11 protein-coding genes are annotated in these 12,981 nt (G+C 46.7%); 3 read left to right on the top strand and 8 right to left on the bottom strand.

Translation table 11 applies throughout. The features are described from left to right. The first annotated feature begins 148 nt into the window (after positions 1-148). Positions 149-1,813 (top strand): asparagine synthase B, encoded by a 1,665-nt coding sequence (gene asnB / locus R3289_RS12790; protein WP_318925999.1) that lies wholly within the window; start codon positions 149-151, stop codon positions 1,811-1,813. Positions 1,814-1,965: 152 nt separating this feature from the next. On the opposite strand, the gene R3289_RS12795 is transcribed toward asnB, so the two are convergent. The 4 genes from R3289_RS12795 to htpG all read right to left on the bottom strand — a co-directional run bounded on the left by R3289_RS12795 (position 1,966) and on the right by htpG (position 7,349). After that, positions 1,966-3,270 carry an inosine/guanosine kinase gene (locus R3289_RS12795; RefSeq protein WP_318926000.1) on the bottom strand — a complete coding sequence of 435 codons (1,305 nt, stop codon included), beginning with the start codon at positions 3,268-3,270 and terminating at the stop codon, positions 1,966-1,968. A gap of 148 nt (positions 3,271-3,418) precedes the next feature. Beyond that, positions 3,419-4,387 (bottom strand): ferrochelatase, encoded by a 969-nt coding sequence (hemH, locus tag R3289_RS12800; RefSeq protein ID WP_318926002.1) that lies wholly within the window; start codon positions 4,385-4,387, stop codon positions 3,419-3,421. Between the two features lie 222 nt (positions 4,388-4,609). After that, positions 4,610-5,254: an adenylate kinase gene (gene adk, locus R3289_RS12805; RefSeq protein ID WP_318926003.1), complete on the bottom strand. Its 645-nt coding sequence runs from the start codon at positions 5,252-5,254 to the stop codon at positions 4,610-4,612. 190 nt (positions 5,255-5,444) lie between these two features. Beyond that, on the bottom strand, positions 5,445-7,349 hold the full coding sequence (gene htpG / locus R3289_RS12810; protein ID WP_318926005.1) for a molecular chaperone HtpG: 1,905 nt from the start codon (positions 7,347-7,349) through the stop codon (positions 5,445-5,447). A gap of 188 nt (positions 7,350-7,537) precedes the next feature. On the opposite strand from htpG, the gene R3289_RS12815 reads away from it, so the two are divergent. Together R3289_RS12815 and R3289_RS12820 are read left to right on the top strand one after the other, a co-directional pair. Then, a complete protein-coding gene (locus R3289_RS12815) occupies positions 7,538-8,401 on the top strand; it encodes a transcriptional regulator (RefSeq protein WP_318926007.1) in 864 nt (287 codons plus the stop codon). Then, entirely contained in the window at positions 8,392-8,940 is a 549-nt protein-coding gene (locus R3289_RS12820; RefSeq protein ID WP_318926008.1) for a regulatory protein ToxS, read from the top strand. Before R3289_RS12815 ends, R3289_RS12820 begins: the two co-directional genes overlap by 10 nt. A 154-nt stretch (positions 8,941-9,094) precedes the next feature. Here the strand turns inward: R3289_RS12820 and recR are convergent, their stop codons facing one another. The 4 genes from recR to apt form a co-directional block, all read right to left on the bottom strand. Next, positions 9,095-9,697, bottom strand: coding sequence for a recombination mediator RecR (gene recR / locus R3289_RS12825; protein WP_318926009.1), 603 nt, complete (start codon positions 9,695-9,697; stop codon positions 9,095-9,097). A gap of 3 nt (positions 9,698-9,700) precedes the next feature. Then, on the bottom strand, positions 9,701-10,030 hold the full coding sequence (locus tag R3289_RS12830) for a YbaB/EbfC family nucleoid-associated protein (protein WP_318926010.1): 330 nt from the start codon (positions 10,028-10,030) through the stop codon (positions 9,701-9,703). A gap of 28 nt (positions 10,031-10,058) precedes the next feature. Continuing rightward, positions 10,059-12,245: a DNA polymerase III subunit gamma/tau gene (dnaX, locus tag R3289_RS12835; RefSeq protein WP_318926012.1), complete on the bottom strand. Its 2,187-nt coding sequence runs from the start codon at positions 12,243-12,245 to the stop codon at positions 10,059-10,061. A gap of 173 nt (positions 12,246-12,418) precedes the next feature. After that, a complete protein-coding gene (gene apt / locus R3289_RS12840) occupies positions 12,419-12,979 on the bottom strand; it encodes an adenine phosphoribosyltransferase (RefSeq protein WP_318926013.1) in 561 nt (186 codons plus the stop codon). Positions 12,980-12,981: the final 2 nt, after the last annotated feature.

A 12,981-nucleotide genomic window follows, 5' to 3' on the forward strand; every position in this document is an offset into this window, starting at 1 on the left:
TACGCAATTTTAACAAACAAGCAAGGGGTGAAGCGAGAGGCGAGTGACTAGAAACTAGAAACTAGAAACTAGAAACTCGCCACTAAAACTCAACTCCCTCGAAAGAATTAGGGATTGCACCAAAAATATTAAGGTTGGAGTGGAAAGTATGTGTTCAGTATTCGGTATCTTAGACATTAAAAGTGATCCAGCAGCACTGCGTGCTACAGCACTGGAAATGTCAAAAAAAATGCGTCACCGAGGCCCTGACTGGTCTGGGATCTATTCATCAGAAAAAGCGATTTTAGTCCACGAGCGTCTTGCTATCGTTGACCTGAATAGCGGTGAGCAACCACTTTACAACCAAGACAAAACCCACGCTTTGGCCGTTAATGGTGAAATCTACAACCACAAAGAGCTGAGTGCCGAGTTTGCATCGGATTACCCATTCCAAACCGAGTCAGATTGCGAAATCATTCTTGCACTTTATAAAGAAAAAGGCCCTGAGCTGCTTGATTATCTGAACGGTATTTTTGGTTTTATTCTCTACGATGCAGAACAAGATGCTTACCTGATTGGTCGTGACCATATTGGTATCATTCCTCTGTATCAAGGCTACGATGAGCACGGTAACTACTATATAGCCTCTGAAATGAAAGCTTTGGTACCAGTCTGTAAATCCATCACCGAATTTCCTCCGGGCCACTTTCTGTGGAGTAAAAAAGGCGAACCAGTGCGTTACTACAAACGTGACTGGATGGAATATGACACGGTTGCTGAGGCAAAAACAGACAAAGTCGCCCTGATAAACGCAATGGAAAGTGCGGTAAAACGCCAGTTAATGACCGATGTACCCTACGGCGTTCTATTATCAGGCGGTCTCGATTCTTCCGTTATTTCAGCTATCACCAAGAAATTTGCGGCACGCCGTATTGAAGATAATGAGCAGTCACAGGCCTGGTGGCCTACCCTGCACTCATTTGCCATTGGTCTTGAAGGCGCACCGGATCTAAAGGCCGCCAAAGTCGTGGCGGACAGCATCGGTACTGTTCACCATGAACTGAAATACACCGTTCAGGAAGGACTGGATGCGATCCGTGACGTGATTTACCACATCGAAACCTACGACGTGACCACCATTCGCGCCTCAACGCCAATGTACCTGATGGCGCGTAAGATCCGTGCGATGGGGATCAAGATGGTGTTATCAGGTGAAGGGGCTGACGAAATATTTGGCGGTTACCTGTACTTCCATAAAGCGCCTAACGCCAGGGAGTTCCACGAAGAGACGGTACGTAAACTCCTTGCGCTGAATATGTTTGACTGCGCGCGGGCCAACAAGTCGATGGCGGCCTGGGGCATTGAAGCGCGAGTACCGTTCCTGGATAAAGATTTCCTAGAAGTCGCTATGCGTTTAAACCCTGAAGATAAAATGTGCGGCAATGGCAAAATGGAGAAACACATCATCCGGGAATGTTTTGGCCATTACCTGCCAGAATCTGTTGCATGGCGTCAAAAAGAGCAGTTCTCTGATGGCGTAGGCTACAGCTGGATTGATACGCTAAAAGAAGTGGCAGAAGCAAAAATTACGGATAAGCAACTGGAAACAGCTAGTTTCCGCTTCCCGTACAATACGCCAACCACGAAAGAGGGGTATGCGTACCGTGAAATCTTCGAAGAGCTTTTCCCTCTGGAGGATGCTGCGAAATGTGTACCTGGCGGCCCGTCGATTGCGTGCTCAAGTGCTAAAGCTATTGAATGGGATGAAAGCTTTAAAAACAGTGCCGATCCATCTGGCCGCGCCATTGCAGCCGTGCACAACGAAGCCTATTAAAAAATAGAGTAGAGTTATCAGGTGCGCGTTTCGAGAAAAGAGACTCGCAGCCTTGAGGAAATAAAAAACCGCCAACTACGGCGGTTTTTTTTATTTGGAATACTACGTTGCTTTTCCTAGGACCTAGAACCTGCTCTTCCTAGGATCCGCTCTTATCTTTCCCAGTATGCTTCTTCCAGGCTGTCTTCGCGCTCTGGTAAACCACGAGATAAACGCGGCGAGTGCTGAGCCAGTACTTCATAGCTCACACGGTTTGCGTACAGACAAACCTGTGAAAACGATGAATAGGTCAGGAAGTTATGCTGATGCTTGCTGGAATTCGGCACGTTGTCTTTGTGATAACGGTTCGCCGACATATCATGCAGTACGGCTGACAGTGCGCCATCACCGGCACCATTGGTATTCTTAATACGCTCTGGGCCACCCATGTATGGTGCAATGTGTGAGTACACCTTAATTGGATTCTCACAACCGGACTTAACCATCGGACGGCTGAACTCATAGCGGTTGAATTCAGGAATGTCACCAGGCAGCAGAGGCAAACTCGTTTCACGCTTCGCTGATTCCTCAGTATAGCCTGCGGTATATAACCCAATAGGACCGGCGGTACACAGTACTAAATCAACCCATTCCAGTGTTTTATCTGACGCGAGCAATGGATCTGACTCGCCCGTCAGTGCTTCGGCTTCATCTTCATTCATCGCAACCACCGTGACATGATCGCGTAAGAAATCACGCCACCACTGCGGATCGTCAGCAATCACAAACTTGGTGCCTAATGTCAGAACAACTGGCACATCGTATTTCTTCGCATATTCAATAGCACGCATGGTAGCATCAGGCATCGGATCGCCGTCTTTACAACGTACCAGATAAGCCGTTAATACCAGCGCCGACGCACGTTTGAAAATATCTTCCGAGATACTATCAGGATGCAGTTGGTTCATGCGGCCTTCATTAATTGCGAAGGTACGCTCACCATCTTTGGAAATCAGAGCAAAACAGCGACCTATCGCACCATCAACGGCCTGCAGGTAATTCATATCCATACGGCTTGAGGTGTTGCAAAGATAGCGGTAGGCATAGCTGCCAATTTCAATATCTTTGCTCATGACGCCTAACAGCACCGATTTATCATCGGCCAGTACAGAATAGTTATGCAAAGTGTTACCAATCGTGCCGCCCGCAAACTCGTGGGTGATCAAATCGTTTTCTTTTAACTCTTGATAAAGTGCTTCCGCTTTATCATCCGTAATGACCAATGAGTGGCCTTTACTCAGCTCATAGCGCTCCAGGAATTCATCACCCACATACGCTTCAATATCAACCAAGGTCTGATCAATACCCACCACGTGGGCGCGTGTCAGACGCTTTTCTGGTTTAGTTTGACTAATAAGTGGATCACGCGCATGTACAGGAAAGTAATGCTTTGATTTACGTTGGCCTGGAAATTTCATGGGAATGAGCTGTCAGTTGTGAATTTTTGCGGATTCTATCACAGAATATAGAACAAAAAAGGAAAAGCTCTCGCAGTTTGTGAGAGCTTTCTCGCTTCAACAGGAAACTTTTTAATACAGTTAATACCCAAACCAGCTCGAGGTATGGCTACCAACCTTGGCTATGCTGTTCGACTAAACTGACCATCATATCAATATGGGCCGGGCTATCATTCAGGCATGGAATTAAATTAAACTCCTCGCCTCCGGCTTCGATAAACGCTGCTTTACACTCTTCAGCAATCTCTTCTAATGTTTCTAAACAATCGACAGAGAACGCCGGACATATTACATCCAAACGCTTAACGCCTTTTTTCGCCAGTGCTTCAATGGTTTTATCGGTGTATGGCTGTAGCCATTCTTCACGACCAAAGATCGACTGATAGCTCATGCTCATCTTGTCACGGCTCAGTGCTAACTTTTCCGTCAGCTTCGCCGTGGTACCATTACAGTGCTCCGGGTATGGGTCACCATTATCGGCATAGCGCTTCGGAATACCGTGATAAGAACAGAGCAGATAATCAGGCTCACCTTTTTCCGCCCACAGTTCATTGACCGACCTAGCCAACGCATCAATATAATCCGGATGATCAAAGTAATGGTTAACAAAGCGAAGCTCTGGAATCTCGGGCTTTTCTTTCAATACCTTAGCGATTTTATCAAACACCGCCGCCGTCGTCGTGCGCGAGTATTGAGGGTATAGCGGTAACACCAGTACTTTCTGACACCCCTGTTGTTTCAACTCTTGCAAAGCCGATTTAATATCTGGCTGGCCATATGTCATGCCCAATGCAACAGGAACATCAAGACGCTGAGCTAATTGTTGCTGCTGACGGCGGGAATAGACCATCAGCGGTGATCCCTCATCCATCCAGACCGCTTGGTATAATTTAGCGACTTTGGGCGCGCGAATAGGCAATATCACGCCATGTAAAATGGGGCACCACAGCCAGCGGGTCATATCGACAACACGTTGATCATGTAAAAATTCAGATAAAAAACGTTTGACCGCGGAAGGGGTTGCTTCGTCTGGGGTACCAAGGTTAACGAGTAGCACACCATATTTATTAATAGTCATTCCCACCTACTGAGTACTTATGTAATCTGAAAAAGCTTATGTTACCACTAAGCGATTAACACTAAAGGCCTAATTAAAAGATTACTGCCACATGTGTGACTTCTAATTAATGTATTTGGTATTAATACGTTAGATAAAACAAGTCGATCATTTCACCATATATAAAAACGGGCGATACCAAGAGGTATCGCCCGTTTTTTTATTGGTAGAAACTACCAATAATTAAGCAAGTTTTTTTTCTAGCTCGGCACTAACAGCTGCAACGTCCTGAGTACCATCGATTTTGATGTACTTAGTGTTACCAGCTTCAGCCTCTTTACCGTAGTAAGCGATCAGCGGAGCAGTCTGCTCATGATAAACGCCTAGACGTGCTAGAACTGTTTCCGCTTTGTCGTCTTCACGAACAACAAGATCTTCACCTGTTTCGTCATCTTTGCCTTCAACCTTCGGCGGGTTGTAAACAACATGATAAGTACGACCAGATGCCAGATGAGCACGACGACCCGTCATACGCTCAACGATAACATCGTCAGCCACATCAAATTCGATAACGTAATCAACAGCAACGCCATTTTCCTTCAGGCCGTCAGCCTGAGGAATAGTGCGAGGGAAACCATCTAGTAGAAAACCTTTTGCACAATCGTCTTGGGCAATACGCTCTTTAACCAGACCAAGAATGATATCGTCAGACACCAACTGACCAGCATCGATGACTGATTTTGCTTGTTTACCTAGCTCAGTACCTGCTTTGATCGCTGCACGTAGCATGTCACCGGTAGAAATCTGAGGAATGCCAAATTTCTCCATGATGAATTGTGCCTGTGTACCTTTACCTGCACCTGGAGCGCCCAGAAGAATGATGCGCATCGTGATCCTCTCTCAAAAATAAGCTGAATTTATCAAAAATCGTCGCTTCTCAAAAACATGCAAAATACACTGATTAGCCAGCTGTCGCAAGCCCGGTACCATGGCCGGGCTTGATTACATGCTTTATCAGAATACTCTTTGATATCACATTACTTATCGCCATATGAATGGCGACTAAGATTAAAAACGATTAGGCCTTAGTCAGAAGCTTGTTCACTGCGGCAACAAACTGTGATGGATCTTCCATTGAACCTCGTTCGGCCAGCATTGCCTGACCCAGCAGTAGTTCAACCCAGCGTCCGAAGGTTTCTTCATCTGCTTCATCTGCCATTTGCTTAACCAGTGCGTGCTCCGGGTTCAATTCAAAGATGTACTTCACTTCAGGCGCATCGTGGCCAGCGGCCGCTAGCAATTTCGCCATTTGTGTACCCATCTCGTTCTCATCAGTTACCACAACAGCCGGGGTATCGTGTAACTTAAACGTTGCGCGCACATCTTTAACGCGTTCGCCCAAATACCCTTTAGCTCGCTCAACGACCGACTTGAACTCTTCTTCAGTTTCTTTGTGCTTCTCTTTTTCTTCTTCGTTTTCAAACTTAGACAGATCAAGATCCGCTTTAGTAATCGCCTGGAATGGCTTACCGTCGAAATCCGCCAGATGACCCATCAACCACTCATCGATACGGTCGTACATAAGGATCACTTCTAAGCCTTTCGAACGGAATTGTTCCAGGTGGGGGCTGTTCTTCGCAGCAGTAAAGCTATCTGCCGTCAGGAAATAAATTTTATCCTGGCCTTCTTTCATGCGTTCTACATACGCCGCCAGTGAGACATTCTGCTCGGCGGTATCGTTATGCGTAGAGCTGAAACGCAGTAAGTTGGCAATCTTTTCACGATTAGAGAAGTCTTCCACCGGGCCTTCTTTCAGTACCTGACCAAATTCCGTCCAGAATGTCTGGTATTTCTCTTCGTCATTCTTTGCCAGGCGCTCAAGCATCGTCAGGGCACGCTTAGTGCATGCCTTACGCAGGGCCTGAGTTACTTTGTTGTCCTGAAGAATTTCACGGGATACATTCAGCGGTAAATCATTGGAATCAATCAAGCCACGCATGAAGCGTAAGTAGCTCGGCATGAACTGCTGCGCGTCATCCATAATGAAGACTCGCTGAACATACAGCTTAAGGCCGTGCTTGCTATCGCGGTTATTCATGTCCCACGGCGCTTTAGACGGAATATAAAGCAGGCTGGTGTAATCCTGGGTGCCTTCAACGCGGTTGTGGCTCCAGCTTAGCGGCTCAGCAAAGTCGTGAGACACATGCTTATAGAATTCATTATATTCTTCGTCTGTGATATCCGACTTATTTCGCGTCCACAGGGCCTGCGCTTTATTGATCTGTTCCCACTTGACCCCAGTTGGCTTACCTTCCTCATCATATTCAGTCGTCTGAATATGAACAGGAATACCAATATGATCAGAATACTTACCAATAATGCTGCGCAGACGGTGTTCATCTAAAAATTCTTTTTCATCATCACGAAGATGAAGAATGATCTCGGTACCACGGCCGGCTTTAGTAATGTCTTCAACCGTGTAATCACCCTCGCCAGCAGAGTGCCAGCTAACGGCTTGATCGGCAGGTACGCCCGCTGCACGTGTGTTAACGGTAACAGAATCTGCAACAATAAAGGCGGAATAGAAACCCACACCGAACTGGCCGATTAATTGTGATTCTTTAGACTGATCTTCACTTAGCTTGGCAAAGAAGTCTTTCGTACCAGATTTTGCAATGGTACCCAAATGCTCGATCACATCGTCACGCGTCATGCCGATGCCATTATCACTGATGGTTAACGTGCCGGCCTCTGCATTGAAAGACAATTTAACCCCGATATCTGCATCATTTTCGTAGAGATCAGGTTGAGAAAGTACACGGAACCGAAGCTTATCGGCAGCATCTGAGGCATTGGAAATCAATTCACGTAAAAAAATCTCTTTATTTGAATATAAAGAGTGAATCATCAGATGCAGAAGCTGTTTCACTTCCGATTGAAAACCACGGGTTTCCTTATTTTTATGTAGCTCTTGTTCGCTCATCTAAACTCCAAAGTAATCATTTTACGTAATTCCTTACATATATGTGGTCATTGGATTGGTTTTCAAGCTATAAAATGGCTTTCACATGCTTTACTTTTTTTCAGTTCGATTTTTCATTTTTTTACATTCAGATTATGTTCAGCGAAACATGGTATACAGATGTCTGAATTATATCTCCGGGGCAAAAAATGCATAAGATACCCACCAAGCTCCTGATCGGGCAACGCTTCCTTTTTGACCCTTACGACAACAGCCTGATTGATCAACATGAAAATAATGCACTGACACGCCTTGGCAGCAATGAGAGCAGAGCCTTAAGTCTGTTGATTGAAGAGCCGGGAGCGATCATTACCCGCACGCGCTTACATGAATACGTTTGGCGAGAACAAGGCTTTGAAGTTGACGACTCCAGCCTGACACAGGCAATATCTACGTTGCGTAAGGCTTTGAAAGATTCTACAAAATCTCCGGGGTTCATTAAAACTGTACCAAAACGGGGCTATCAGATGATAGCCGTTGTAAATGAGTACCAACACATACCCGCCACAGTTTTGCATGAGACTTTCAGTGAGCAGCCAACAGCACAGGCAGCATTATCGGACTCTGAGCATGCTCAGCTGCAAGATAGTGCGAAGACAACGACCAGCCCTGACGGTCAAAAGAGTGCCGCTAACCCCGTTCAATTGTCAGAAAAAATGGGGCTTTGGGCCCGGCTGGCTCTCGTTGTTGCGTTCCTGTTACCACTGCTGGTCAACATGGGCTTTCCGCCTAAATCAGCCGCTTTTGAACCTCTTTTTGATGTCGAAGGCGTGCAAGTCTTAACACCGAAAAATCACCCTGTGCTTTCAGATTGGCAGCCGATAATTGCCAGCTGTGTTCATGCTTATCTCGGATATCATCAAGATAAGATTCGGCCGGTTAAAGTCATTGTAACTGGCGGCCAAAATAATCAACTTTGGCTCAACTACATTCACGATACAGCAGTTCCGGATGAAAACGTTACGCTTCGCTTGCTGACAAGCCAAGAGGATAATTCCAACTTATGTCGATAAAACGTAAACCCGCGCAAATACCGGCACGATTAAAACGCTTCTGGCCGTTTATTGTTTTAGCCTGCTCTGCCATTTTCAGTACTTGGCTGTATTACTCGAGCGACTACAAGCAAGAGCGGCTGTTAATCTCGCGTGAATGGCAATCGAATACCGTGAGCCGAATCGAAAAGACCCAACTGGACCAACTCGGTATGCTGCGTCGTATCGAGCAAGCCAGCCATATGGTTTATCTGCCGAATAAAATGTATTCACGCATTACCCAGATAAAACTGTTCAGTGCCACTGATCAACCGCTGATACTGCATATTTCCGAATCAGGTAAATGGGATGTCAGTGGTGGTTACTTGCTGACAGAGCCCGTCGAATTTAAAGACATCACTTCAGGTCATAATGAAGACTTTCAGAAACAAGATCTAACCACTGTGAAGAAGATATTCCGGATGGATGCACAGAAGAGCCGTCGCATTGATATACTTAATGAAAAATCAATGCTGTTAACCAGCCTGACTTACGGGTCGAGTATTCTTCATTCATTATAATTTATACTCAGTAAGCGGTCAGGGAGCACCTGAGGCCAAAGAACAAAAAAGGAGCCAAAGCTCCTTTTTTTATATTTATCAGCGATCTTTCAGATAAAAAAATACCAACCGTCAGAATCACTCTGGCGATTGGTACTTATACTCACAGGCTGCCTTAATATAACTTATGGCGACCCGCGATAGAGTGAGACAGCGTGGTACCGTCCACCAGCTCTAATTCACCACCAACCGGAACACCGTGAGCAATTCGGGTTGCCGTCACGCCATACTCATTACATAACTCAGCAATGTAATGTGCCGTCGCTTCACCTTCAACTGTCGGGTTCGTCGCCAGGATCAACTCAACAATCCGTTCTTTTTGCAGACGAAACTCAAGTACATCTAAACCGATATCTGAAGGGCCTATACCGTCTAACGGCGACAAGTGCCCCATTAGCACAAAATAGCGTCCCGAAAACTGTCCGGTCGCCTCAACGGCAACAATATCTGCTGGCGTTTCGACAACACAGATCAAGCCATTTTCCTGACGTCGGGGGTTGGCACAAACCGCGCAGATATCGTCTTCGGTAAAAGTACGGCAATCTTTACAGTGGCCGATTTCCGTCATTGCTTTGGTAAGGGCATCCGCAAGTTGCAGACCACCCTGACGATTTCGTTGCAACAAATTGAAGGCCATCCGCTGCGCTGACTTGGGGCCAACCCCAGGCAAGCAACGTAAGGCCTCCATTAATTGTTCCAGTAATTGACTGGTGCGCATTGATTAAAATGGCATCTTAAAGCCAGCCGGCAAGTTCATGCCACCGGTAACACCAGCCATTTTTTCTTTCTGAGCATCTTCGACACGGCGGGCTGCGTCATTAAACGCAGCTGCGATCAAATCTTCCAGCATGTCTTTGTCATCTTCCATCAAGCTGTCATCCAGCTCGACGCGGCGAACACTGTGGCTGCCGGTAATGGTTATTTTTACCAGGCCAGCACCAGATTCACCAGTGACTTCCATATTGGCAATTTCTTCTTGCATCTTCTGCATGCGCTCTTGCATTTGCTGCGCCTGCTTCATCATGTTGCCCATACCACCTTTACCAAACATATTATCTCTCTCTATTGGTCTGGTTAATTTATAACGGCCTAACGCTGTCTTCATCCAAAACAGCGGCAAAGCGCTGACAGATAAAGTTCACATTTGGATCACTCAATAAACTCTGTTTCGCTTGATTAAGCTTCTGTTGATAAAGCGCTTCTCGCCATTCAAGTGGCGATTGGCCCCTTTCACTCAGCTCAATCGATAATTCTACCGGTACTGCCAGTAACCCATTCAGTGCTTGCGTCAACTGCTCCCGGGCTTTAGGGCTATCCAGATGTGCCTGTGACTGGCGTAATGACAAAATAACCAGATTGCCATTCTGTTCAAACGCTGAATTCAACGCTAACTGCTGGACCAACCGCCCTACATCTAGCTTAGTCACTAAATCGGACCAACTATCCTGATTTGCCGCTTCTTTGACAAGCAATTTCGCCATCTCTGGCGTTTTTTCATGCTCTAATGCCTGCTTGATATTACGAGGGGCGACATCAACCTTCATCGCTTCAGGCTCTGCTGCCACCATCGGTTTCCAGCGATACCCATCCTCTTCTAATGGCGTTTCGCCTGGAGAAAAATGATCAGATTGAGGTGGAGCCATCGACGCCGGCATCGCAGGGTTTCCCGAGACAGGAGCAGTTCGTCCTGAGTCCGGTAAGTGCGAGCCAGAATGCTTATTGGCAATCCGATCTAACACATTCGTTGCGACTTTTTTAGCTAACGTCGATTCATTTTTTTTTGGCGATTGCTCGTCATTGCCGCGTTTAGTATGGCTGCGTAGTTTATTACGCGCGGCCAGCAAACCGGACGCCGCCGATTGGGGCTGTAACGGTTGCGCCAGAGTAACCGTTGGTTCAGGTGGCGGTGCCATTTCAGACGATGTCATCGCCGACTGAGGAGCAGCGGGGACGGTCTCTGGATGGCTAGGTTGAACCGGAACCTGAGGCTGTGAGTTCATCTGTGCTTTCAATGCTTGAACGCGCTGTATCCCCTGCTGCGGTATCTGCTGTTGTGGCGCCAACTGTTCCTGATTTGAATGGGCAGCATTCACTGGTGCCATGTTGGCAGGGGCCGAGTTGACAGGAACCGGCGGCTCACTTGTCGGAACGGCAATTGCCTGAGGGATGATCCCCTGCCCTGCAACTGGACGGAAAGCCAGCATCCGTAGCAACACCATCTCTAACCCGGTACGCCCATCAGGGGCAAAAGCCAAATCCTGACGGCCTTGCAGGGCGATCTGATAGCATAGCTGTACATCTTGTGGAGACATCGCCGTACTTAAGGTAACAATACGCTCAGCATCGGGGGCGCTTTGATCCAGCGCAGCCGGTAATGCCTGATACATCGCGACCCGATGTAATTGTGCAGCCAGTTCACGCAGCAGGCTATCCCACTCAACGCCGACATTTGCCAGCTGTTCAAGACTCGCCATCGCCGGTTTCGCATGACCCAGAGCGACTGCTTCCAGCAAATATAAGGCTTGATCGGTATTCAGGGTTCCGAGCATCGCTGAGACAGAAGCTGCATCTATCTGACCATTACCCAGCGCAATGGCTTGATCGGTCAGGCTCAATGCATCACGCATACTGCCTTCAGCTGCACGTGCCAGCAGGTTTAACGCCTTCTGTTCAAATTCAACATTTTCTTGATTTAATACATTATCAAGCTGAGTTTGGATCTGGGCGTTATCCAGATGCTTAAGGTGGAATTGCAAGCAGCGGGATAAAATCGTCGCCGGTAATTTTTGCGGATCAGTCGTTGCGAGAATAAATTTGACGTATTCCGGTGGCTCTTCAAGGGTTTTCAGCAGCGCATTGAAACTATGACGAGATAACATATGTACTTCGTCAATAAGGTAAACCTTAAAGCGACCGCGGGCCGGTTTATACTGAACGTTATCAAGCAGTTCGCGGGTATCTTCAACTTTTGTTCTTGATGCCGCATCAATTTCTAACAGATCAACAAAACGACCTTCGTCAATTTCACGACAAGTATCACACTGACCACAAGGTGTTGCCGTAACTCCCTGCTCACAGTTCAATCCTTTGGCAAAAATACGCGCAATTGTCGTTTTACCCACACCCCGGGTACCGCTGAATAAATAAGCGTGATGAAGACGGTTATGTGCGAGCGCGTTGGCCAGTGCTGTTAATACATGGGACTGTCCTACCACATCACTAAATTGATGTGGCCGCCATTTACGTGCCAGAACCTGATAACTCATGTGATATACCTTACTGAAACGTAATTATTCAGTATATTTCCGTAGCAATTCAAGCCGTCAATATTAACACAGAGAGAAAAATGGAGCGAGAGGGCACAATCGTGAGCGCCCAATCATTAGCCAACTTCACACAAACCTGACCGTTAACGTTTTCAGTTTTATATAAACCAATATTAGTGACCGTCAAAACTACACAGGCTAAACACATTCAGTCCCATGCCGTTCAAACGCTCTTCTCCGCCGATATCAGGCAGATTAATCACAAACGCCGCATCTTCAACCAGACCACCTAAGCGGCGTACCAGCTTAGTTGTCGCCTCAATCGTGCCGCCCGTTGCTAACAAATCATCGACGAGCAAGATCTTATCGCCTTCAACAATCGCATCAATATGAATTTCTAACGTATCTTTGCCATATTCAAGCTCATAACTCTCGGAAATCACTTCACGCGGTAATTTCCCTGGTTTGCGAACGGGTACGAAGCCTACGCCTAACTCAAGCGCCAATGGAGCACCGAACAGAAAACCGCGCGCTTCGGTACCGATGATTTTAGTAATTCCTTTATCGCGGTATTGCTCAAACAGTACCTGAACTGTGGCGCGATATGCTGCAGAATCTTCCATCAGACTGGTGACATCACGAAACAATATGCCTGGCTTTGGGTAGTCAGGAATAGATTTGATGCTATTTTTAATCAGGGTTAACTGGTCTTGAGTCGCGTATTCTTGAGTCATAA

The organism is Photobacterium sp., assembly GCF_033720175.1.
Lineage (GTDB): Bacteria > Pseudomonadota > Gammaproteobacteria > Enterobacterales > Vibrionaceae > Photobacterium.

Excerpts from the sequence above, each read along its gene's own strand:
- R3289_RS12795 (WP_318926000.1), bottom strand. The coding sequence starts at position 3,270 with ATGAAATTTCCAGGCCAACGTAAATCAAAGCATTACTTTCCTGTACAT.
- apt (WP_318926013.1), bottom strand. The coding sequence starts at position 12,979 with ATGACTCAAGAATACGCGACTCAAGACCAGTTAACCCTGATTAAAAAT.
- R3289_RS12815 (WP_318926007.1), top strand. The coding sequence starts at position 7,538 with ATGCATAAGATACCCACCAAGCTCCTGATCGGGCAACGCTTCCTTTTT.
- htpG (WP_318926005.1), bottom strand. The coding sequence starts at position 7,349 with ATGAGCGAACAAGAGCTACATAAAAATAAGGAAACCCGTGGTTTTCAA.
- dnaX (WP_318926012.1), bottom strand. The coding sequence starts at position 12,245 with ATGAGTTATCAGGTTCTGGCACGTAAATGGCGGCCACATCAATTTAGT.
- R3289_RS12820 (WP_318926008.1), top strand. The coding sequence starts at position 8,392 with ATGTCGATAAAACGTAAACCCGCGCAAATACCGGCACGATTAAAACGC.
- asnB (WP_318925999.1), top strand. The coding sequence starts at position 149 with ATGTGTTCAGTATTCGGTATCTTAGACATTAAAAGTGATCCAGCAGCA.
- recR (WP_318926009.1), bottom strand. The coding sequence starts at position 9,697 with ATGCGCACCAGTCAATTACTGGAACAATTAATGGAGGCCTTACGTTGC.
- R3289_RS12830 (WP_318926010.1), bottom strand. The coding sequence starts at position 10,030 with ATGTTTGGTAAAGGTGGTATGGGCAACATGATGAAGCAGGCGCAGCAA.
- hemH (WP_318926002.1), bottom strand. The coding sequence starts at position 4,387 with ATGACTATTAATAAATATGGTGTGCTACTCGTTAACCTTGGTACCCCA.
- adk (WP_318926003.1), bottom strand. The coding sequence starts at position 5,254 with ATGCGCATCATTCTTCTGGGCGCTCCAGGTGCAGGTAAAGGTACACAG.